Genomic DNA, 20879 nt, shown 5'->3' on the forward strand with positions numbered 1-20879 from the left:
TCGTGTCCGATTCCCGGTCGAAGCGGGTCAAGCGGTTTTCGCTTTCCAGTTCTTCGCTTTCGCGTTTCCCTTTCCGGCGAGTCCGACTCTATCAGGCAATTCCTTTCCCTCCGACCAGGCCCCCGCAGGCATGCGGAAGTCCGATTCGGGCAGGGTTTCGCTGGGGAGTCGCCACCGGCCCCGGGACCAGAAGTCGCGGTGGGGCCAGGCAGATCTACGACAGTACAGCCTGGCCGGGAGACGAGGCAAATCGTTCGCGGTGCACTTCTACGTCAGCCAAACGGGACATCTCCGGCGGAATCATCACTTGGCATGACTTACCCTGCTGAGGAGCGCGCCGCCCTGCGCCATCAAGGGGTGGCCATCGAGCAGCCAGGCGTCCCAGCCCCACCTCCCGGAGGCATCCATGACCCACGTGACGTCCCCCCTCAGCGGACAGGCCATCGGACTGGCCGCGGTCCCCGACCCGGTCTTCTCGGGCGCGATGGTGGGGCCCGGCACGGCCATCGACCCCGTCCGGGAGCCCGGCGAGGCGGTCTCGCCGGTCGACGGCGTCGTGGTCTCCCTGCACCCGCACGCCTTCGTGGTCGTCGACAGCGAGGGGCACGGCGTGCTGACACACCTGGGAATCGACACCGTCCAGCTCAACGGCGAAGGATTCGAGCTCCTCATCAACAAGGGGGACACCGTCACACGCGGGCAGGGCATCGTGCGGTGGAACCCGGTCGAGGTCGAGGCGGCGGGGAAGTCCCCGATCTGTCCCGTGGTGGCCCTGGAAGCCACGGCCGACTCCCTCTCGGACGTCCAGGAGTCGGGTGACGTGAAAGCGGGAGGCACCCTCTTCGGCTGGCAGTGAACCTGCCCTTCCGTGACGAGCCAGTCGGACATCCACCGCGGGGTTTCCCGCCGCACAAACGGAGACGGGTGACATGGAGACAACGCTGCGAGGCGTCGGTGTGAGCCACGGGGTGGCCATCGGCGAGGTCCGGCACATGGGAACGGCGGTCCTGGAACCGCCGGTCAGGCAGATCCCCCCGGAGGAGACCGCACGGGAACAGGGACGTGCCCGGCAGGCCGTGGAGGCCGTCGCGGCCGACCTGATCGCGCGCGGCAATCTCGCCGGCGGTGAGGCACAGGGGGTGCTGGAGGCGCAGGCCATGATGGCGCAGGACCCGGAGCTGATGGCCGACGTGGAGCGGCGCGTCGCCGAGGGAAGCTCCGCCGAGCGCGGTCTGTACGACGCCTTCGCCGCCTACCGTGCGCTGCTGGCCAACGCCGGGGAGTACTTCGCCGGGCGGGTCGCCGATCTCGACGACGTACGCAACCGGATCGTGGCGCGGCTGCTCGGGGTTCCGATGCCCGGGGTGCCGGACAGCGACCATCCGTATGTGCTGATCGCGCGGGACCTGGCGCCTGCCGACACCGCGCTGCTCGATCCGACGCTGGTGCTCGGATTCGTCACCGAGGAGGGCGGGCCCACCAGCCACAGCGCGATCCTGGCGCGGGCGCTCGGGGTGCCGGCCGTGGTCGCGCTGCCCGGCGCCGGTGAGCTGGCCGAGGGCGTGGTGGTGGCGGTCGACGGCGGCACCGGCGAGGTGTTCGTCGAACCCAGCGCCAAGAAGCGGGCCTCGCTGGAGAGCGCGGCAGCGGCGCGCGAGGCCGCGCTCGCCGCCTCCAGCGGGCCCGGTGCCACCTCGGACGGGCACAGAGTGCCGCTGCTGGCCAACATCGGCGGTCCGGGGGACGTACCGGCGGCGGTGGAAGCGGGCGCGGAGGGCGTCGGGCTCTTCCGTACGGAGTTCCTGTTCCTGGACGACAGCGAGCAGGCGCCCTCGGAGGAGAAGCAGGTCGCGGCGTACCGCACCGTGCTGGAGGCCTTTCCCGAGGGGCGTGTCGTCGTCCGGGTCCTCGATGCCGGAGCGGACAAGCCGCTGGCCTTCCTCACCCCCGCCGACGAGCCGAACCCCGCACTCGGGGTGCGGGGGCTGCGCAGCCTGCTGGACCACCCCGACGTCCTGCGCACCCAGCTGACCGCTCTGGCCAAGGCGGCCGAGGGGCAGTCGGCGCAGTTGGAGGTCATGGCGCCGATGGTCGCCGACCGGACCGACGCGAAGGACTTCGCCGACGCCTGCCGTGAGGCGGGTCTGCGGGCGAAGGTCGGGGCGATGGTGGAGATTCCGTCCGCCGCGCTGCGGGCACGGTCGGTGCTCCAGGAGGTGGAGTTCCTTTCGCTCGGTACCAACGACCTCGCGCAGTACACCTTCGCCGCCGACCGGCAGGTGGGCGCGGTGTCCCGGTTGCAGGACCCGTGGCAGCCGGCGCTTCTGGACCTGGTGGCGCTGTCGGCGGACGGGGCGCGCGCCGAGGGCAGGAGCTGCGGGGTCTGCGGCGAGGCGGCGGCCGATCCGCTGCTCGCCTGTGTGCTGACCGGACTCGGGGTCACCTCGCTCTCGATGGGCGCGGCCTCGCTCCCCTACGTACGGGCGACGCTCGCGCAGTACACGCTGGCGCAGTGCGAGCGGGCCGCCGCCGCGGCGCGGGCCGCGGACTCGGCGGAGGACGCGCGGAGCGCTGCCCGGGCGGTGCTGGAGGGCGCGTAGCCGCCGCCGGGAACCGGCGGCGGAAGAAGCGGCAGGGGACGACGGAAGGACCGGACGGCCGTGGGACCGGGCGACCGGGTGCAGGGGCTTCCCGCCGTGGTGGCGGGGAGCCCCTGCACGTCGGAGCCCCTGCACGTCGGATCCGCTGCTCGTCGGATCCACTGCTCGTCGGATCCGCTGCGGGTCGGGGCCCGCTCGGGGTGGATCAGTGGTGGGGGCGGGGTTCCTCCGCTCCGATGTCGAATCCGGCGCGGTAGTCCACGCCCGGTTCGGGGCCGACCGGTTCGCCGGTCCCGGCGTCGGTGCAGTAGGCGGAGAACACCTCGCCCGCGGTCAGGGGCAGCAGGCTGCCCCGGTCGAGCCGCCAGCCGTGAACCCGGTCCGGTGCGTCGGGCGTCGTGGTGCGCAGGACGACGCCTCCGGGGGCCTCCAGCGCGACGCCGACCGCGAGTACGGTCGCCAGCTCGGTCCCCTCGGCGGGTGAGATGACGGGCGGGCGGCCTCCGTCCTGGTGGGTGCGGAGGACGGCGAGGAGCCGGTCGTCGGTGGAGCGGATGGAGCAGACGATGTGGTGGGTTCCCGCGCCTGCGGCCTCCAGGAGCCGGAGCAGCAGGTGCGAGGCCCGGTCGAAGGCGGCCCCGCCGATGTCCTGGCCGCAGTCGGCGCACGCCCCGAGGTCCGCCAGGAGCACGGTGGCGTACTCCCAGGTCGCGCGGCGTACGACGCGCGAGACGAGGAGCGGGAGAATCCGGTCGAGCGGCTGCCCGGTGTAGGGGACCGTGACGCCCGCGGCGGCGATCTCGGCCGTGAAACGGGTACGGGCGTCGGCGCTGTCGGGGTCGAGCCGGTGTTCGGCGCAGAACTCGCCGAACTCCGCCGGGTCGAAGAGCGCGAGGCTGGTGTGGAGTCCCTCGGCCTCGAAGCTCTTCAGCAGGCCCTCGACCTCGTGGAGATAGGCGGCGTGGTCCTCGAACGGAAAGGTGCGGTAGGCGCGCATCGCCGCGAAGTCCTGGGGGTCGACCAGGACGCCGAGGGTGCCGGGCACCTCGCGGCGCAGGGCACGGCGGGTGGACCGGGGCCGCCGGTCCGGCGGGGCCCCGGTGCGGCGGGTGCGGCGGGCGGGATCGGCGGCGCGGTCGGTGCGGTCGGTGCGTCCGGTGCGGTTCATGAGTGGTGCTCCCCCTGAGTACGGCGGTCCGGGACCGCGGTCTGCGGACGGCGTGCGCGCGCAGACGTACGGTCCAACTGTGCTCACTGAGCGTAACCAGGGGGTCTGACAACGGCCTTCTCAGGGGCGGGTGCGGGCCAGCTCGGCGTAGAAGCGGAGGAGTTTGACGTCGTCGATGGAGCCGGTGTTGACCGCCTTCTCCAGGGGGGTGCCCTGGAGGAGACGCTTGACGGGGACCTCGATGCGTTTGCCGGTGAGGGTGTGCGGGATGCCGGGGACCTGGATGACCTCGTCGGGTACGTGGCGCGGGGAAAGGTTCTCGCGGAGCGTGCGGGCGATCGCGGTGCGCAGGTCGTCGTCGAGCACGGCTCCGTCGGCGAGGTGGACGAAGAGGGGCATCCAGTAGCCGCCGTCGGGCTCCTCGATGCCCACGACGAGGGATTCGCGGATCTGCGGCAGCCGCTCGACGGCCTCGTAGATGTCGGCGGAGCCCATGCGTACGCCCTGGCGGTTGAGGGTGGAGTCGGAGCGACCGTGGATGATCACCGAGCCGCGCCCGGTGAGGGTGATCCAGTCGCCGTGCCGCCAGACGCCGGGGTACGTGGCGAAGTAGCTGTCGTGGTAGCGGCTGTTGTCCGGGTCGTTCCAGAACCGCAGGGGCATGGAGGGCATGGGCGCGGTGACGACGAGTTCGCCGACCTCCCCCAGGTGCGGTTCGCCTGCGGCGTCCCAGGACTGGAGGTCGGTGCCCAGGCAGGGGGCCTGGAGCTCCCCGATGTGGACGGGGAGGGTGGCCACGGCGCCCGCGAAGCAGCTGCAGACGTCGGTGCCGCCGCTGACCGAGGCGATCCACAGGTCGTCGGTGACCTCTTGGTGCAGCCAGCGGAACCCGTCCGGGGGCAGGGGCGAGCCGGTGGTGGCCACGCACTGCACGCGGCTGAGGTCGAAGTCGCGGCCGGGGTGGGCGCCGGCCTTGCGGCAGGCCATGACGTAGGCGGCGGAGGTGCCGAAGAAGGTGGTTCCGGTCTGTTCGGCGACGCGCCACTGGGCGTTGGCGTCGGGGTGTCCGGGGCTTCCGTCGTACAGCACGACGGTGGTGCCGGTGAGGAGACCGGAGACGAGGAAGTTCCACATCATCCAGCCGGTGGAGGTGTACCAGAAGAAGCGGTCCTCCGGGCCGAGGTCGCAGTGGAGCCCGAGTTGCTTGTAGTGCTCCAGCAGGATGCCGCCCTGGGACTGGACGATCGCCTTGGGCAGTCCGGTGGTGCCGGAGGAGTAGAGGACCCAGAGCGGGTGGGCGAAGGGGACCTGCTCGAAGCGGGGTTCGGTGTCGGCGCCGGTGAGGTCGGCCCAGGCGAGGGCGCCTTCGGGGGCGGGGGTGCCGAGCAGCGGGACGTGGACGACGGCGCGCAGGGTGGGGAGTTCGCGGCGGAGTTCGGTGACGGTGGCGGTCCGGTCGTGCTCCTTGCCGCCGTAGCGGTATCCGTCGACCGTGAACAGGACGACGGGTTCGACCTGCTGGAAGCGGTCGAGGACGCTTCGGGCGCCGAAGTCGGGGGCGCAGGAGGTCCAGACCCCGCCGACGGCGGCGGTGGCGAGGAAGGCGACGACGGCCTGCGGGATGTTCGGGAGGTAGCCGCTGACCCGGTCGCCGGGGGTGACGCCGAGGGCGCGGAGCTCCTCGGCGAGGGAGCCGACCTGGCGGCGGAGTTCGGACCAGCTCATGACCGCCTGGGCCTGCGTCTCGTCGACGTGGAAGAGCGCGGGCGCGTCGGCGCGGAGCGGGTCCTGGGCGGTGCGCAGGGCGTGTTCGGCGTAGTTGAGGGTGGCGCCGGGGAACCACTCGGCGCCGGGCATGGCGCGGCTCGCGAGGACGGTCTCGTAGGGGGTGGAGAACCGGATGTCGAACCATTCGGCGACCGCCTGCCAGAAGGTGTCGAGCTCCTCGACCGACCAGCGGTGCAGTGCAGGGTATCCACCCTCGGCGGGGGCCCCGTGGCGTTCGGCCGCCCAGCTCTGGAAGCGGGTGACGGCCGCGGCGGCGACGCGTTCGGGTCCGGGCTGCCAGAGGGGTGCTTCGTCGGCGCTTGCGGTCATGGGGGCGGCTCCTGGCTGACGGGTGCGCGGGGTGGGCGTCGGCGCGCACGGGCAGGGGTGGTGCGCGCGGGCACTCAGGACGATGCCATGTGATCGTCTCCGGCACCAGGGTCGGCAGGGGGCTCCGTGGCGTGGCGGCGGGCGGGCGTCCGCCGTGTCCGGTGCGGGGTGTTGGTGTACGACCGCCGGGCCCCGGGTGAACGGAAGTTGAACGAAATGCTCGCCGGGTTCGGCTGATGGCAAGGTGTGCGCCATGGACGGTCATGGCCTGGTGCGCTCGGTGAAGTTGATGGGTTCGGTCGGTGGCATGCGGACGGCCTGGCGGTCGTGGCGCGGGGACGCGTGGGTGCCGCCGCAGCGCGGTCCGGAGCTGGCCAGGGTGCCCGGGGCGTTGCTGGGGGCGGAGCCCGGGCCGGGGGGCGGCGTGGTGCGGTTCGCCCGTTCGGAGCTGAGCATCCGGGTGGCGGCGGGCGGCGCTGTGTTCTGGTCGTGGGACGGGGCCGGGGGGCGCCCTTCGTACGGTCTGCCGGGGACGGAGCCGGCGCCCGATCCGCGGGCGCGTCTGGAGCCGGGCACGGACGGGGGCTGGCAGGTGGTGTCGGAGCGTCTGACGGTGTCGGTGTCGCGCGTCGGGGCGGTGGAGCTGCGGACCCCGGGCGGCGTTCCGTTGCGGCGGGAGCTGCCGCCGCGCTGGTGGGAGGCGGTCGGCGGGGGACCCGCGCGGTGGATGCAGCGGGCCGAACTCCCCGCGGACGCACGGTTCTTCGGGCTGGGCGGGCCGCCGTCGGGCCCTCGGCTGCGGAACGGCTCGTACCCGTTGGGCGCCGTGGACGCGGGGCGGCTGCCGGACCGGGAGGACGGGGCGGGCGACGCGTGGGTGCCGGTGCTGCCGGTGCAGTTCGTGGTCTCGGACGCGGGGACGCACCTGGCGTTCTACGACACCACCGGCACGGGGCGGATGACCCTCCGCGAGGGTGAGGAGGGCGCGGGCTCGGGGCACGACCGGCCGGGCGCGAGCGAGGTCCGGATGGACGGCGGACCGTTGCGGTGCTGGGCGGTGGCGGGGACACCGGCCCGGGTGCTGCGCGGCTGGACGGGGCTCGCGGGTGCTCCGGCGCTGCCGTCGCCGGGGCCCGCCGTGGAGGGCGGGGCGGGCGGGGAAGGCGAACCGCGGGTGCGGCGGCTCTCGCCCGGGGGCGGGGCGGACGGCTGGCGGGAGTTGCGTGCGGCGCTGGCCACGGTCGTCGGGCGCGGCCTGTGCGGGGTGCCGTACACGGGTCCGGACCTGGGCGCGTGCGAGGACGGCGACTCGGCGGAGCTGTGTCTGCGGCGGCTCCAACTGGGCGCGCGTCTGCCGCTGTTCCGTGCCGGGGACGGGTCGTGCGCCGGGGGCGGGTCGTGTGCCGGGGACGGGGAGCCCGGGGAGGAGGTGCGGGCGCACGCGGGATCCGCGCTGGCCGAGCGCGAGCGGCTCGGCCCGTACTTCCTGACGCTGGCGCACGTGGCCCGGCTGACGGGTGCGCCGTACGTACGGCCCCTCTGGTGGGACGCCCCCCGTGACCGGGCGCTGCGGGACTGCGAGGACGCGTTCCTGCTGGGTGACGGGTTGCTGGTGGCGCCGGTGCTGGAGCCGGGCACGGTCCGGCGGACGGTGCGGCTGCCGCGCGGGCGCTGGTACGACACGGCATCGGGCCGGTCGTACGAGGGGCCGGGGCGGGTGACGGTGGAGGCGCCGTTGTCGCGGATCCCGGTGCTGGCGCGGGCGGGGGTGGTGATTCCGGTGCGGGGTGAGGGCGGCGGGACGGAGCTGGAGGTCTGGGCGCCGCGGCCGGGGCGGCGCGGTGGCGGGGTGCTGGTGCGGGGCGCCGGCACGGGGCGGGGGAAGCCGGTGGTGGAGCGTTTCCGTAGCCGCTGGGAGGGCGGCCGGGTGGTGGTGGAGCGGGACGGCCACGCGGGGCCGGTGCCGTACCCGGTGCGGGTGCGGGGCGTGTGACCGGGTGCCGCGTGCCGGTGTCCCGGCGTCCGCCGGGCCTCAGGCGTACCGGCCCGCGAACCAGGCGCGGGCGGCTTCGGTGTGCAGCGGGAACGCCAGTTCGCGGGGTGCGCGCAGCACCGCGTACCCGGCGGTCTCGTCGGTCGGTACGGACGGTGGAAGCCGGTCGAGGGGGCGGGCGGGGAGGAGGCCGAAGAGGAGGAGGTGGCCGTCCTGGGAGCTGAGCGCGTCGGCGAGGGTCACCTCGTCGGTGGCGGCCTCGATGCCGGTCTCCTCGCGGAGTTCGCGGACGACGGCGTGCCGCCAGTCCTCCCGGTGGTCGACGAACCCGCCGGGCAGGGCGAGTCCGCCGCGCCGGGGTGCGATGGTCCGGGTGATGACGACCAGGCCGCCGCCCTCCTGGTCGGTGACCGGGAGCAGGGCGACCGCGACGGGGAGCGGGTTGCGGTAGGCGGTCGTACCGCAGGTGGCGCAGGGGCGGGGCCAGGCGTCGGCGCGGAGTGCGGACGCGGCGTAGGGGGCTCCGCAGGCGGCGCAGTGGGAGTCGGGTACGGGCGGCGCGGTGGGCTCGGACACGGGCCGGACTGTATCCGATCACGCTTCCCCGGGGGGCCGGAACCTGATAGCGATGTGCACATGACAACGACGACCGCGGCTGGTGCCGCGCTCCGCACCCTCACCGTCCTCGCCGCCGTCCTGCTCGCCGCGACCGTGTCCACCCCTTCGGCGCGGGCGCGGCCCGAGCCGAAGGCGCCGGACGGCTTCGTGGCGCTGCGCTCCGTGGACCCCACCATCGTCGAGGAGATCCGGTACGCCACGCCGCACACCTTCATGGGCGTTCCGGTGGACGGCTACCGGGAGCCGGTGTGCCTCGTGACCCGCCCCGCGGCCGAGGCCCTGCACCGGGCGCAGACCACGCTGCGGCGCGCGGGCTACTCCCTGAAGGTGTACGACTGTTACCGGCCGCAGCGGGCCGTGGACCACTTCGTGCGCTGGGCGAAGGACCTCGACGACCAGACCATGAAGACGGAGTTCTATCCCCGCGTCGACAAGACACGGCTGTTCGAGGACGGTTACATCGCGGAGAAGTCCGGGCACAGCCGGGGCAGCACGGTCGACCTGACCCTGGTGAGGCTGCCCGCCGCGCCGACGAGGGCGTACCGGCCGGGCGAGCCGCTCGCTCCCTGCTACGGCCCCCGGGACGCGCGGTTCCCCGACAACTCGGTCGACATGGGCACCGGTTACGACTGCTTCGACACCCTCGCGCACACCGACGATCCGCGGATCCAGGGCGCCCAGCGGGCCAACCGGCAGCTGCTCAAGGGCACGCTCACCGGCCTCGGGTTCGTCAACCTGGCCGAGGAGTGGTGGCACTACACCTTCACGCCGGAGCTCTTCCCCGACACGTACTTCGACTTCCCGGTGGACGGGCGCTCGGTGCGGGGCCGCTGAGGCCCCGGGACGAACGGCACCGGACGGTCCCGGCGGCCACTCCCCCGCACCTGACCGGCGGGACCGTTTCCCGGCGGGGCCGGAGCCGTTACCTTGCCCCTATGACACAACAGACGTTCGATTCGTACGAGGAGTTCTGGCCCTACTACGTGGCGATGCACTCCAAGGCCGCGACCCGCTGGGTCCATCTGACCGGGACCCTGACCGGGCTCGCGATCACCGCCTACGGGCTGGCGCGCGGCCGGAAGCGGTACGCGGCGGCACTGCCGCTGTTCGGGTACGGGACGGCCTGGCCGGCGCACTTCTGGATCGAGGGGAACAACCCGGCGACCTTCGGCCACCCCGCCTGGTCGCTGCGCGGGGACGCGCAGATGATCCTGACCATGCTCGCCGGGCGTGACGCGGAGCTGGCGGAGACGGCCGCGAAGTGGCTGGCGGAGAACGCGGACCGGCCCGCCGAGGGATGAGCGGCCCGGACGAACCCCCTCAGGTGCCGGCGGGCTCCCGGAGCCGGCCGGTCCGGGCCAGCGCGTGTTCGACGAGCTCGACCAGGACGTCCCGGACCGAGGACCGTTCCCGGGCGTCGCAGAGCAGGACCGGGGTGTCCGGCCCGAGGTCGAGGGCGGCCCGCACGATGCCGGTGGGGTAGGTCTCCGCGCCCTCGAAGCAGTTGACGGCCACCGCGAACGGGATCGCCCGGCGCTCGAAGTAGTCGACGGCCGCGAAGCACTCCTCCAGGCGGCGGGTGTCCGCGAGGACGACCGCGCCCAGGGAGCCCTGGGCCAGCTCGTCCCAGAGGAACCAGAAACGTTCCTGCCCAGGTGTGCCGAAGAGGTAGAGCACCAGCTCCTCGCGGAGGGTGATGCGCCCGAAGTCCATCGCCACGGTGGTGGTCCGCTTGGTCTCCACCCCGGCGATGTCGTCGACGGGCCGCCCGGCCTCGGTGAGGTGCTCCTCGGTGCGCAGCGGTCTGATCTCGCTGACCGCGCCCACCAGCGTCGTCTTGCCCACGCCGAAACCGCCCGCCACCAGGATCTTCAGGGTGACGGGCGCGACGGCCCGCTTGCGGCGGCTAGAGCGCCCGAAGGCCATTGATCACCTCGCGCAGAAGGTTCACGTCCGGCAGTTCGGCCGGCGGAACGGGTCGGGTCACCTGCACCAGCTCCTCCTCGACGAGATCCGCCACCAGGACCCGTACCACTCCCACCGGGAGGTCCAGACCGGCGGCGAGTTCGGCGATCGACTGGGGCACGGCGCAGCAGAGTTCGACGATCTCCACGTGTTCCGGGGAGAGGGACGCGTCCCGGTCGGGGTCGTCGGCGGCGGGTTCGGGGACGACGACCGCTATCAGGTCGAGCCGGAGGCTGACGGCGCCCGCGGTGCGCCCGCGGGTCATCGCGTACGGGCGTACGACCGGTCCCGCGTCCGCGTCGAACCAGGGGAGGGGCCGGACGCCGGAGGCGGCGTCCGGCGATCCGGGGACGGTGTTCCGGGCCGGTTCTGCGCTCATGCCACCCCCTCACCCTCCGGCGGACGTACCGGATGTACGGGGTGCGTTGACCAGGTGGGCCCCCACGCGCTTGACCATGAGCGTCATCTCGTAGGCCACCTGGCCCACGTCGGAATCCGCGTCGGCCAGTACGGCGAGACAGCTCCCGTCCCCGGCCGCGGTGACGAAGAGGAACGCCTCGTCGAGCTCGACGACGGTCTGGCGCACCTGACCGGCGTCGAAGTGGCGGCCCACGCCCTTGGCCAGGCTGTGAAAGCCGGAGGCGACGGCCGCGAGGTGTTCGCCGTCCTCCCGGCTCAGGTCCCGGGAGGTGCCGGTGGCGAGGCCGTCCCGGGACAGGACCAGGGCCTGGCGGATGCTGGACACGCGGTCCACGAGTTCGTCGAGCAGCCAGTTGAGTTCGCCGGACCCCCTGCGTTCGGAGTCGTATGCGGCGGCGTGCGGTGCGGTCATCGACCGTCCCCTCCCGGTGGTGTTCCTGGGTCTGAGTCGCCCGTGTCGGTCGTCTCGCCTGCGTTCTGCCGGCGTCCGCGCTGCCAGCCCCGCTGCAGCGAGGCCATGCGGTCGCGGACGTGTTCGGCCTCGCGCTGGATGTCGTCGCGTTCGAGGGCGGGGGGCTCCGGCTCGGTGCGGGCCTCCGTCTCCTCGCGGAGCTGCGGCACGAGGCTCGCCTGGCGGATGCGCCGGGGCAGTCCGCCGACGGTGTCCACGGACCGGATGGTCACGGGTTCGGCGTCCGGCCGCGAAGGTGCGGGTGCCTGGACCGGTGCCTGGGCCGTTGGCGGTACGGGCACGGGTGCGGGCGCCGGGTCGGCCTGCCGGGGAACGGAGCGGGTCGGCCCGCCGGACCGGGGGGCGCCGACGCGTCGGCCGTGCTCGGCGACGAGGGTCGGGGGCGTGCGACGGGGCAGCGGCGCGGGTCCGTCGAACCGCATGGGGCGGACCGGCGGCACCGGGCCCTCGCGTTCGTCGCCCGCCTGCTGGTGCTGTTCCGGTCCGTCGCCCCGGCGCGTGTCGCGGGCGCGGAAGAGGCCGCCGCGTTCGCTGTCGCTGTCCTCCAGGTCGCCGAGGCTGCCGAGGACGGGGGCGAGGGCCGGATCGAGCGCCCGGTCGCGGTCGCGTTCGAAGGCCGCCCGCTCGCGGGGGCCCATCGGCGCCTCCAGCTCGACCGGGCCGTCGATCGGGCCCGGCGGGAGCGAGGACGCCGCACCGGCCGCGTGCTGCTCGGAGCGCGGTCCGGGCAGGGCGCGCTCGCTCCTGCGGTCGAGCCGGAACCCGGTGCCGTGGGTCTCCGGCGCCTCGGTGAGCAGGTTGGCGGGGATGAAGACGACCGCGGTGGTGCCGCCGTACGGGGACTTCTGCAGGGAGACCCGCACCTTCTGGCGCTGGGCCAGCCGGCTGACGACGAAGAGGCCGAGCCGGTCGGTGTCGGAGAGTTCGAAGTCGGGGGTCTCGGCGAGCCGGAGGTTCGCGTCCAGCAGGATCTCGGGGGTCATGCCGAGTCCGCGGTCGTGGATCTCCAGGGTGAAGCCGTTGGTGACGCGCTCCCCGTGCACCTGTACGCCGGTGTGCGGCGGGGAGAACGCCGTCGCGTTCTCCAGGAGTTCGGCGATGAGGTGGGTCAGGTCGGCGACGGCGGGCCCGCCGACGCCGATGCGCGGGAGCCTGCGGACCTCGACGCGTTCGTAGTCCTCGACCTCCGCGACGGCGGCGCGCACCACGTCCATCAGCTGGACCGGCTTGCGCCACTGGCGGGAGGGGGCGGCCCCGGAGAGGATCACCAGGCCCTCGGCGTGCCGTCGCATCCGGGTGGTGAGGTGGTCGAGGCGGAAGAGGTCGGCGAGCTCCTGGTCGCTCTCGGTACGCCGTTCCATCGCGTCGAGCAGGGTCAGCTGGCGGTGCAGCAGCACCTGGTTGCGGCGGGCCAGGTTGACGAAGACCTCGGAGACGCCGCGCCGCATGTCGGCCTGTTTGACGGCGGCTTCGACGGCGGCCCGCTGGAGGGTGTTGAGCGCCTGGCCGACCTGGCCGATCTCGTCGGGTTCGTAACTCAGGTGCGGGGCTTCGGTCTCCACGTCGATCTGCTCCCCCGCCGCGAGCCGCCGCATGACGCCCGGCAGGCGTACGCCCGACGCCTCGTGGGCCTCCTTGCGGAGGCTGGAGAGGTCGCGGACCAGCTCGCGGCCGATGCGTACCGACACGAAGACGGAGACGAGCAGGGCCAGGAAGCCGAGGACCCCGGCGACGCCCGCGAGGACGAGCACCCGGTAGCCGGCCGGGTCGGCGCGGTCCTGGAAGCGGTTGGTCATCTCGGTGTAGTCGTTGGCCAGCCGGTCCAGCACGGGGGGCGCGGCCTGCTGCCAGCGTGCCGTGTCGATCCCGGCGCGGTCCCGTGCCTCGCCGCCCGCGATGAGGGCGCTCTCGGCGGTGCGCAGGGGTTCGGTCTCGGGGCTGGCCCAGAACCGTTCGACGCGCAGGCGTTCGTCGCTGGGGAGCATGTCCAGGTTGACCTGGTAGAGCAGTTGGCGCTGGGCGACGAGGGCGGCGAGCTGGCGCAGATCGGCGTCGGTGAGCCGGGAGGTCAGGAGTCCGGAGGCGACCAACGCGTCCTCGCGGGAGAGGAGTTCGCGGGCCCGGGAGACGCCGACGAGCGCGCGGACCTGCTTGTCCAGGGAGACGTGCTCCATGGTGCTCAGGCCGTTGAGGAACCGGTAGGCGGGGTCCACCAGGCCGTCGTAGAAGTCCATGGCGCGCAGCCGGGTGATGCCGCGGTTCTCCACGGACTGCCGGAGGGCGGGGAGTCCGTCGACCGCGCTGAGCACGGCGTCGAGACGGCCCCGGGCGTCGTGGCTCAGTCCGTCGCGGATGCCGCCGCGCCCGGCGCCGTCCCTGATCTCGGCCACCGTCCGGTCGGTGATGGCCTGTTGGCGGCGGAGCAGCGGCAGCGCGTCGGAGGCCCGGGGGTCGGCGAGGAAGACGAGTGTCTGGCGGCGTTCGTCCTGGAGGGAGCGGACCGCCTGCTCCAGCGGGTGGCCCACCTTTTCGACCGTGGCGCCCGCGTCCATCATCTGGCTCGCCTGGCGCCCGGTCACGTACGTGGCGAACGCCCAGAGTGCGGTGAGGGAGACGAGGGGCACGAGAAGCAGTGCCGCGATCTTCCTGCGGATGGACTTCCCGCGAAAGCGCATGGCCTCCCCCAGCTCGACCCCCGCAGGCGGGGGTGTGTCCGTCGGTCCCGCCTCTGCGAACGGCGCGAGCCTACTACTGACACTCTGACAACTCGAAGGATCGTCCGGGCGATTTTCGGCCTTCCCGCGCGGAGTTGACGCGAATCATTCCCGCGTTTCCGGTCGGAGAACTCGGCGTGCGGCAGGGAGACGTGTGTCGGACGCCCGGAATTCCGGTACCGGACACTTGGCCGGAATGACGTGTTTCGTGACTCAAGACCGGGCCGGTCGTTGCCCACACGCGGGAATCTTCGTACCCACGTATTCGTCCGTACGTACGGGGCAGGAGTCACGCCGGAGGCCGGTGCGGCAGGACGGCGCGATCCGCCGTGCGGTCGGCCCGGCCGGTCCGCGTAGAACGCCGGCAAGCCGGGCAGTCACCCTCAAGTCGGTCAGCGGTGGGGAGTTGAAGGTCCTTTGAGCACTCGGGAATACCGGGGCGCCGCGTCGTCGGACGCCACACCGGTGCGGGACGTGCGTGTGCCTCGGCAGTTGTGGGTGGAGGAGCCCGCGGTCCGCCGACGGATGCCCGATCCCGTCCGCACGGCAGCGGTGCGCGCCGTGATGATCGTGTCGTTGACGCTCATCCAGGCCATGGTGGCGTTCCTGTGCACCCTGACGGGGTCCTGGCTCGCCTTCCCGATGGTGCTCGGCGGGGTGGCCGGCACGGTCGGGGCGACCTGGTCGGTGCTGGACGTCTGGGTGACCCGCCAGGTGTGGAACCAGCGCCACGGTGTGGTGTCGGTGCCGAGCAGCACCGCGCGGCAGATGCGCCGCGAGCGCCGGCGGGCCCGCCGCGCGGAGCGCCGGGCCCCGCGCGAGGGCGGCGCGGGCATAGGAGGACACGGGCACAGCGGTACGGGCCGGGGGCGGCTCTCCCGGGTGTGAGCCCCGGGCCCCACGCGCCGACCGCCCCGCGGACACGGCCGCTGAGGCCGTATGCCCGCACCCGATGCCCGCACCCCGTACGGCACGGGCATACGGGGTGCCGTGCAGCACCTCGTACGGCTCGCTCGTACGGCTCGCTCGTACGGCACGGGCACGCCCGCCGCGGTGCGGGCGTGCCCGTGCCGTCCTGCCGGATCAGGCCGTGGCCTGCTCCGTGCTCCGCTTGAACATCCGGGTGGCCGTGATCTCCCCGTGCACGGTCTCGCCCTCGGGGTCCTGCTGCGGCAGCCCCGGACGCAGGTGCTCCTCGACGCTGATGTACTTCAGCCCGGCCCGCAGGTCCGCGTCGTTGCGGAGCCTGATCACCAGCGGGAACTCCGCGAGCGCCGTGGTGTCGAACAGGCCGGTCGTGTAGAGCAGTTGGACGCCCAGCGCGTCCGACACCGCGCGCTGGAGCTCCAGCAGGTACGTGGCGTTGGCGCGGCCGATGGGGTTGTCCAGGAAGAGCGTGCCGGCGTGCCGGTGCTTGTCGCGGCCCCGGTCGTTGCTGCGGAGCGCGGCCATGGTGCAGTACAGCGCGATGGCCGCCGTGAGCAGCTGGCCGCCCGAGAAGACGTCCCCCATCTGTCCGACGGGTACGCGTTCGGCGCGCAGCACCGCGTCGGGCTTGAGGATCTCCACGGCGATGCCCTTGGGCCGCAGCGCCGCCTCGACCCCGCGCAGCAGCAGGGACATGCCGTCGCGGCGCAGGTCCGCGTTCTTCTTGAGGGCCGAGTGGGTGGCCTCGTCGATGACCTCGCCGAGGCGCTCGGTCAGGGTCGCCTGGTCGGGTTCCTCGAAGCGGATGCGGAGGAACTCCTGCCCCGACCACTCCCCCAGTCCCTCGGGCAGCCGGGACAGCCGCTGCGCGGAACGCAGGGTGGCGAGGGAGGACTCCACCAGGCCGCGCAGCCGGTCCACGATGGAGTCGCGGTTCCGTTCCAGCTGGGCGAGTTCGTCGGTGAGGACGCGGAGCCGGGGGGCGAAGGCGTCGGCCCACTTCTGCGCGTGCTCGGGCAGGGCGGAGGCCGGGAGTTCGCGGATCTGCTGGCGGGCGGGGGTGCGCACCTGTTCGTACCGCGTGGAGTTGGCGTGCCGTACGAGGATGTCGCTCGCCTCGCGGACCGCGGCCTCGGCGGCGGAGAGGTCGGCCGCGCAGCCGCGCAGCGAGCGGCGGGCCTCGGCGGCGGAGGTCCGGGCCTCTTCGAGGGTGCCGGGGTGGGGCTCGGGGCCGTCGTCCTCGTCCTCCGTGCCGTGGTCGCGCAGAAGGTCGCGCAGCAGGGCGGCGGTCTCCTCGAAGCCGCCCGCGGAGTCCTCGGCGGTGCGGTGGGCGTGCAGCAGCTCGGCGTGCGCGGCGCGCGCGGTGTCCAGGGCCGCGGTGGCGGCGGAGAGTTCGCCGGTGGCGGTACGCAGCAGGGTCTGGGCCTGTTCGGCGTCGGCCGGGACGAGCTCCTCGGGCAGTTCGGTGTGGTGCGGTGACTCGTCCTCGGGGGCGAGGCGTTCGGCCTCGCCGCGCAGCCGGCCCAGCTGCTCGCTCGCGGTGTTGGCGCGGGTCTCCAGGAGCTGGACGAGCGACTCGGCGCGGGCCGCCGCCGCCTGCCGGGAGGGGCCGTCGGCGCCGTCGGTGCCTTCGAGGAGCTGGGCGGCGCGGGTGCGCACCTTGTTGCTGAGGCGGTCGAGTTCGGAGAGCGCGGCGCTCTCGTCGCTCTCGGCGCGGGCCTGTTCGGCGCGGAGGTCGGCGCCGACGCCGACCTTCTCGTACAGCTGGGAGGCGGCGCGGTAGGCCTCGCGGAGGGTGGGCAGGGCCTGGCGGGCGGTGTGCTCGTCGGGCTCCGGCAGGGTCTCCGGGGCGCCCGCGATCTCGGCGCGCTCGGCGCGCAGCGCGCGGGCGGTGCGGCGGGCGTCGTCGGCGGCGCGCTGGGCGGCCCGGCGGTCCTCGTCGGCGGCGCGGGCGCGGTCCAGGAAGGTCCCCGCGCGGGCCTCGGACTCGGCGGCCTCGTCGGCAAGTTCGCGGAGCCGGATCTGCCAGCCGGCGCGTTCGCGGAGCCGGTGGGCGAGACCGGCCAGGGCGTCGGCGGCGCGGCGGGCGCGCTGGGCGGCCTCCTGGCGCTCCTCGCGGACCCGGGCGGTGTCGGCGGCGGCCTCATCAGCCTCGGCGCGGACGGCCCTGGCCTCGGCGAGGGCTTCCTCGGCGGTCTCGGCCGCGGTCCGCGCCGTGGTGGCTGCGGCGGCGAGTTCGGCGAGCATGCCGGGCGGGCAGTCGGCGCGCCAGGCGCCGATGCGGGCCGCCAGCGCGCGGTCGCCGGCCAGCCGGGCGGCGAGGGCGCGGATGTCCTCGTCGCGGTCGGCGGCGCGGGCGCGCAGGGCCTGGCGCTCCTCGTCGGCGGCGAGTTCGTCGTGCATGGCCGGGTTCGGCGGTACGAGGAACACGTCGTCGGTGCCGCCGGCCGCGTCGGGCACCGGGGCGAGCAGTGCGGCGGCGGTGCCGACCGCGACGGTGGAGCGGGGCAGCAGGGCGGCGCCGCCGAGGACCTCGCGGGCGCGGGCGTGGGCGCCGGGGTCGGTGATGACGACGCCGTCGACCAGTTCGGGGCGGGCGGCGAGGACGCGGGCGTGGTCGGCGGGGTCGACGGCCTGGGCGAGGTAGCGCCAGCCGGGCAGGGCGGGAATGCCGTGCTCGCCGAGGTATTCGACGGTGGCCAGCACGTCGGGGCCGGGCGGCAGCAGTCCGCCGTCGCCGAGGGCGCCGAGGATGCGGGAGTCGTCGGCGGCGGCCGTACGCAGGTCGAAGAGGCGGCGTTCGGCGGTCGCGATGCCCTGGTCGAGGAGGTCGCGCAGTTCGTCGGCGCTGCGGTCGAAGTCCTCGGTCGTCAGGGCGCGGGCGGTGACGGTGCGGCGGTCGGCCAGGGCGACCTGGCCGTCGGTGCCGTGCGGGGCGGACCCGGCCTCGCCGGGGTTGCGGGCGCCCTGCTGCGCGGTGCCGTGCGGTTCGTCGGGGTCCGCGCCGCTGCGGGGCTGGGGAACGCCGGTGCCGGAGGGCAGACCGAGGAGGTCGGCGAGGCGGCTCTCGGCGGCGAGGGCGTCGGCCGCGGCGCGCTCGTCCTCCCAGGACCGTTCGGCGGCCTTGGCTGCGTCGGCGGCGCGGGCGGCGGCGAGTTCGGCGCGGCTCTCGGCGGCGGCGGCTTCCCGGGCGTGGTCGGCCAAGGCGCGGGCGGCGGCGCGGGCGGTGTCCCAGGCCGCGACCGCGGCCTGTTCGGCGTCGCTCGCGGCGAGCGCGGCGCGGGCCGGGTCGGCGTCGGGGGCGGTGTCGTCGAGCCAGCCGGCCCGGACGGCCTCGGCGGTCTCCTGCTCGACCTCGGCGAGGCGCTGGCGCAGGTGACCCGCCTCGCTGCGGGCGCGCTGGGCCTCGGTGGCGGCGGTGGTGGCGTCGCGGTGGGCGCGCTCGCCCTCGGCCTGGAGGGTGTCGGAGCGCTCCTCCTCCTCGTTGGCCACCCGCTCGCCGTCCTCGGCGGCGGTGTGCAGGGCGCGTACCAGGTCGGCGGCGGCGGTGGCGCGGGCGGCGAGCGCGGGTGCGGCGTCGCGTTCGGCCTCGCGGATGGCGGCGGCGACGCGGGCCGAGCGGTCGGCGGCGGCGCGGTGGCGCAGCACGGCCTCGGCGGCCTGCCAGGCGGAGTGCAGCGTACGGGCGTCGCCCAGCTCGCGGCGCTGGGCGGCGGCGGCCTTCTCGGCGGCGGCCAGCGCGAGGGAGGCGTTGCGGTAGGCGAGTTCGGCGGCGACGAGGGCGCGGTGGCCCCGGGTGCGTTCGCCCTCGGTGACGGTATGGGCGGCGGCGGTGACGTGCTGGGCCAGCTCGGCGGTACGGCCGCGTTCCTCGGTGGCGCGGGCGGAGAGCCGGCGGGCGAGGGTGCGGGTGCGGCGTTCGGCGCCGGCGTGGACGTCGCGGCTGCGGGACCGGGCGGCGGTGGCCTCGACGATCCGGCCGAGGAGGTCGGCGGAGCCGGCGGTGAAGTCGCGTTCGGCGGTGAGTTCGGCGCGGCGGCCGAGCTTGTTGCCGAAGCCGCTGACGAGGTCGGCGAGGCCGTCGGTGTCGCGGGTGTCGGTCACGGCCCGCAGCAGCAGGTCGGTGAAGTCGGAGTCCTTCTTGACCGCGAAGAGTCCGGCGGCCTCGCCCTCGTCGGCGTTCATCTCACGCTGGTAGCGGAAGAGTTCGGGGTCGAGTCCGAGGTCGCCGAGGTGTTCGTTCCACCGGTCGTGGATCTCTTCCCAGTGCACGTCGAGGTGCTGGTAGAACTTCCCGGCGTCCATCAGGGCGTCGCGGAAGCCTTTCATGGTGCGGCGCCTGCCGCGGGCGCCGGAGGTGCCTTCGGCGGGGCGGCCGACGGCGGTGGCCTCGGCGACGGGGAGGTTGTCGAGGCTGAGCCCCGGCCCGGGGCGGAAGGAGTACCAGGCCTCGGCGAACCGGCGCGGGTCGTTGGAGACCTGGTGGCCTCGCCACTCGCTGACCTTGCCGACGACGACGCACTCGCCGGTGAGGGTGTGCTGCCATTCCAGGGCGACGTGCCCGCAGTCGTCGGCGAGCAGGAACTTGCGGAGTACGCCGGAGCTGGCGCCGCCGAGGGTGTTGCGGTGGCCGGGCAGCATCACCGAGAAGATCAGCTTCAGCAGGACGGACTTGCCGCCGCCGTTCTCCAGGAAGAGGACGCCGGCGGGGGCGGGCCGGCGCGGCGGGCCGACCGGCTCGTCCTCGAAGAACTCGGCCTGCGCCGGGGCGGGTTCGGGTACGGGCGCTCCGACGCCGCGCAGATCGAGAACGGTGTCGGCATAGCGCGCACCGGCCGGTCCGATGGAGTAGAGGCGGACCCGGGACAACTCGTACATGGCGGCGGACTCTCGTCGTTCGTGAAGCGGAACGGGCAGAACAGGTGGGGCGTGGGGGCGGGCGCGCCGGGCGCGTCAGCCGTGGAAGGGCAGGCCGGCGTCGGCGGCGAGGTCCAGGTCCTCGGTGTCGCGCGGGGGCAGCAGGGTGGCGGCCCCGTCGGTGACGGGGACGACTCCGAGTTCGAGGAGTTCGGCCATGGCGGCGCTGCCCGCCATGTCGCGGACCTGGAGCTGGTAGCGCGCGGTGGTGCGGTAGGTGCCGCCCGCGTCGTCGCCGGTGCGCTGGAGGAAGCCGGAGTCGGTGAGGAAGGCGACGGCCTTGCCGATGATGCCGGTGGTCGATCCTGCGAGGCGGCGGGCGTCCTTGGTGGCGCCGGTCGCGCTGCGGCGGGCGTAGACCCGCCAGCCGGCTTCGAGGCCGGGTGCGTCACTGGTGGGGTCGGTGTTCTCGCCCTGCTCGGCGGCGCGTTCCTCCAGCCGCAGGCACGCCTGGCGGACGAAGGCGTCGACGCCGTTGACGGTGATGCGGCCGATGTAGGCGTCGTCGGCGAGGTCCTCGGGCCGGGGGAACGCCATGGCGGCGACGGCGAGGTGGGCGAGGCCGTGCAGGAACCGGTCGGCGGCGTCGGAGGAGGCGCGTCGGGCGTAGTCGCCCATCCGTACGGCGAAGACCGAGTCCTCGTCGGCGGTGACGGCCATCCCGGCCCGGGTGGAGACCTCCAGGACGACCAGGCCGAGGCCGGTGGCGACGGCGTCCGCGAGCCGCCCGAAGGCGGGTTCCTCGCGGTAGCGGCGGAGCAGGTCGGCGTACTCGGCGTCCCGGGCGGGCACGAGCTTGGGCTGGAGGCCGAAGGAGACCAGGCGTGCGGCGTCGGCGGCGTCGGCCGGGGTGACGGCCGCCTGCCCCGGGGCGGGAGTGGGCTCCACTGCGGGGGTGACGGCGGGTTCGTCCCACGCGTCGGTGTGCTCGGCGCGGTGGTCGCTCACGGCTGGGGCTCCTCGGTGCGGAGTTGCTTCGGTACGGGGG

The 20879-nt window shown here is 74.3% G+C and carries 15 protein-coding genes; 6 read left to right on the forward strand and 9 right to left on the reverse strand.

Features of this window, described 5'->3' with window-relative positions:
- Positions 1-406 precede the first annotated feature (406 nt).
- On the forward strand, positions 407-856 hold the full coding sequence (locus ACFWEE_RS27430; protein WP_386893048.1) for a PTS glucose transporter subunit IIA: 450 nt from the start codon (positions 407-409) through the stop codon (positions 854-856).
- A 73-nt stretch (positions 857-929) separates the two neighbouring features.
- Positions 930-2600, forward strand: a complete 1671-nt coding sequence (gene ptsP, locus ACFWEE_RS27435; RefSeq protein WP_386893049.1) for a phosphoenolpyruvate--protein phosphotransferase — start codon at positions 930-932, stop codon at positions 2598-2600.
- Between the two features lie 205 nt (positions 2601-2805).
- On the opposite strand, the gene ACFWEE_RS27440 is transcribed toward ptsP, so the two are convergent.
- Positions 2806-3768 carry a hypothetical protein gene (locus tag ACFWEE_RS27440; RefSeq protein ID WP_386893051.1) on the reverse strand — a complete coding sequence of 321 codons (963 nt, stop codon included), beginning with the start codon at positions 3766-3768 and terminating at the stop codon, positions 2806-2808.
- Positions 3769-3888: 120 nt separating this feature from the next.
- Positions 3889-5865, reverse strand: a complete 1977-nt coding sequence (locus ACFWEE_RS27445) for an acetoacetate--CoA ligase (protein WP_386893053.1) — start codon at positions 5863-5865, stop codon at positions 3889-3891.
- 253 nt (positions 5866-6118) lie between these two features.
- Here ACFWEE_RS27445 and ACFWEE_RS27450 point away from each other — a divergent pair, with 253 nt between their 5' ends.
- Positions 6119-7858, forward strand: coding sequence for a TIM-barrel domain-containing protein (locus ACFWEE_RS27450; protein ID WP_386893054.1), 1740 nt, complete (start codon positions 6119-6121; stop codon positions 7856-7858).
- A 39-nt stretch (positions 7859-7897) separates the two neighbouring features.
- Here the strand turns inward: ACFWEE_RS27450 and ACFWEE_RS27455 are convergent, their stop codons facing one another.
- On the reverse strand, positions 7898-8434 hold the full coding sequence (locus tag ACFWEE_RS27455; protein WP_386893055.1) for an NUDIX domain-containing protein: 537 nt from the start codon (positions 8432-8434) through the stop codon (positions 7898-7900).
- A gap of 60 nt (positions 8435-8494) precedes the next feature.
- Between ACFWEE_RS27455 and ACFWEE_RS27460 the strand changes: the two genes are divergently transcribed.
- Together ACFWEE_RS27460 and ACFWEE_RS27465 are read left to right on the forward strand one after the other, a co-directional pair.
- Positions 8495-9310, forward strand: a complete 816-nt coding sequence (locus ACFWEE_RS27460; protein ID WP_386893056.1) for a M15 family metallopeptidase — start codon at positions 8495-8497, stop codon at positions 9308-9310.
- A 101-nt stretch (positions 9311-9411) separates the two neighbouring features.
- Complete coding sequence (locus tag ACFWEE_RS27465; RefSeq protein WP_386893058.1) at positions 9412-9777, forward strand: Mpo1-like protein; 366 nt, start codon at positions 9412-9414, stop codon at positions 9775-9777.
- Between the two features lie 19 nt (positions 9778-9796).
- Here ACFWEE_RS27465 and ACFWEE_RS27470 read toward each other — a convergent pair whose 3' ends face one another.
- Genes ACFWEE_RS27470 through ACFWEE_RS27485 form a run of 4 tightly spaced genes read right to left on the reverse strand, consistent with a single transcriptional unit; the run spans position 9797 to position 14008 of the window.
- Positions 9797-10402, reverse strand: a complete 606-nt coding sequence (locus ACFWEE_RS27470) for an ATP/GTP-binding protein (protein WP_386893060.1) — start codon at positions 10400-10402, stop codon at positions 9797-9799.
- Positions 10383-10820 carry a DUF742 domain-containing protein gene (locus ACFWEE_RS27475; protein ID WP_386893062.1) on the reverse strand — a complete coding sequence of 146 codons (438 nt, stop codon included), beginning with the start codon at positions 10818-10820 and terminating at the stop codon, positions 10383-10385. Before ACFWEE_RS27475 ends, ACFWEE_RS27470 begins: the two co-directional genes overlap by 20 nt.
- A gap of 9 nt (positions 10821-10829) precedes the next feature.
- The gene (locus tag ACFWEE_RS27480) at positions 10830-11273 is read right to left on the reverse strand and encodes a roadblock/LC7 domain-containing protein (protein WP_386893063.1); all 444 of its coding nucleotides are present in this window, start codon (positions 11271-11273) and stop codon (positions 10830-10832) included.
- The gene (locus tag ACFWEE_RS27485) at positions 11270-14008 is read right to left on the reverse strand and encodes a nitrate- and nitrite sensing domain-containing protein (RefSeq protein ID WP_386893064.1); all 2739 of its coding nucleotides are present in this window, start codon (positions 14006-14008) and stop codon (positions 11270-11272) included. The genes ACFWEE_RS27480 and ACFWEE_RS27485 overlap by 4 nt, the downstream gene beginning before the upstream one ends.
- A 531-nt stretch (positions 14009-14539) precedes the next feature.
- Here ACFWEE_RS27485 and ACFWEE_RS27490 point away from each other — a divergent pair.
- Positions 14540-14935, forward strand: a complete 396-nt coding sequence (locus tag ACFWEE_RS27490; protein ID WP_386893111.1) for a hypothetical protein — start codon at positions 14540-14542, stop codon at positions 14933-14935.
- A gap of 195 nt (positions 14936-15130) precedes the next feature.
- Here ACFWEE_RS27490 and ACFWEE_RS27495 read toward each other — a convergent pair whose 3' ends face one another.
- Both ACFWEE_RS27495 and ACFWEE_RS27500 read right to left on the reverse strand, forming a co-directional pair.
- The gene (locus tag ACFWEE_RS27495) at positions 15131-19852 is read right to left on the reverse strand and encodes a hypothetical protein (RefSeq protein WP_386893066.1); all 4722 of its coding nucleotides are present in this window, start codon (positions 19850-19852) and stop codon (positions 15131-15133) included.
- A gap of 75 nt (positions 19853-19927) precedes the next feature.
- Positions 19928-20839 carry a hypothetical protein gene (locus ACFWEE_RS27500; RefSeq protein WP_386893068.1) on the reverse strand — a complete coding sequence of 304 codons (912 nt, stop codon included), beginning with the start codon at positions 20837-20839 and terminating at the stop codon, positions 19928-19930.
- Between the last annotated feature and the right edge of the window lie 40 nt (positions 20840-20879).

The organism is Streptomyces sp. NPDC060184 (assembly GCF_042728795.1).
Taxonomy (GTDB): Bacteria; Actinomycetota; Actinomycetes; order Streptomycetales; family Streptomycetaceae; genus Streptomyces.

Excerpts from the sequence above, each read along its gene's own strand:
- ACFWEE_RS27430 (WP_386893048.1), top strand. The coding sequence starts at position 407 with ATGACCCACGTGACGTCCCCCCTCAGCGGACAGGCCATCGGACTGGCC.
- ptsP (WP_386893049.1), top strand. The coding sequence starts at position 930 with ATGGAGACAACGCTGCGAGGCGTCGGTGTGAGCCACGGGGTGGCCATC.
- ACFWEE_RS27485 (WP_386893064.1), bottom strand. The coding sequence starts at position 14,008 with ATGCGCTTTCGCGGGAAGTCCATCCGCAGGAAGATCGCGGCACTGCTT.
- ACFWEE_RS27445 (WP_386893053.1), bottom strand. The coding sequence starts at position 5,865 with ATGACCGCAAGCGCCGACGAAGCACCCCTCTGGCAGCCCGGACCCGAA.
- ACFWEE_RS27450 (WP_386893054.1), top strand. The coding sequence starts at position 6,119 with ATGGACGGTCATGGCCTGGTGCGCTCGGTGAAGTTGATGGGTTCGGTC.
- ACFWEE_RS27440 (WP_386893051.1), bottom strand. The coding sequence starts at position 3,768 with ATGAACCGCACCGGACGCACCGACCGCACCGACCGCGCCGCCGATCCC.
- ACFWEE_RS27470 (WP_386893060.1), bottom strand. The coding sequence starts at position 10,402 with ATGGCCTTCGGGCGCTCTAGCCGCCGCAAGCGGGCCGTCGCGCCCGTC.
- ACFWEE_RS27480 (WP_386893063.1), bottom strand. The coding sequence starts at position 11,273 with ATGACCGCACCGCACGCCGCCGCATACGACTCCGAACGCAGGGGGTCC.
- ACFWEE_RS27475 (WP_386893062.1), bottom strand. The coding sequence starts at position 10,820 with ATGAGCGCAGAACCGGCCCGGAACACCGTCCCCGGATCGCCGGACGCC.
- ACFWEE_RS27465 (WP_386893058.1), top strand. The coding sequence starts at position 9,412 with ATGACACAACAGACGTTCGATTCGTACGAGGAGTTCTGGCCCTACTAC.
- ACFWEE_RS27460 (WP_386893056.1), top strand. The coding sequence starts at position 8,495 with ATGACAACGACGACCGCGGCTGGTGCCGCGCTCCGCACCCTCACCGTC.
- ACFWEE_RS27495 (WP_386893066.1), bottom strand. The coding sequence starts at position 19,852 with ATGTACGAGTTGTCCCGGGTCCGCCTCTACTCCATCGGACCGGCCGGT.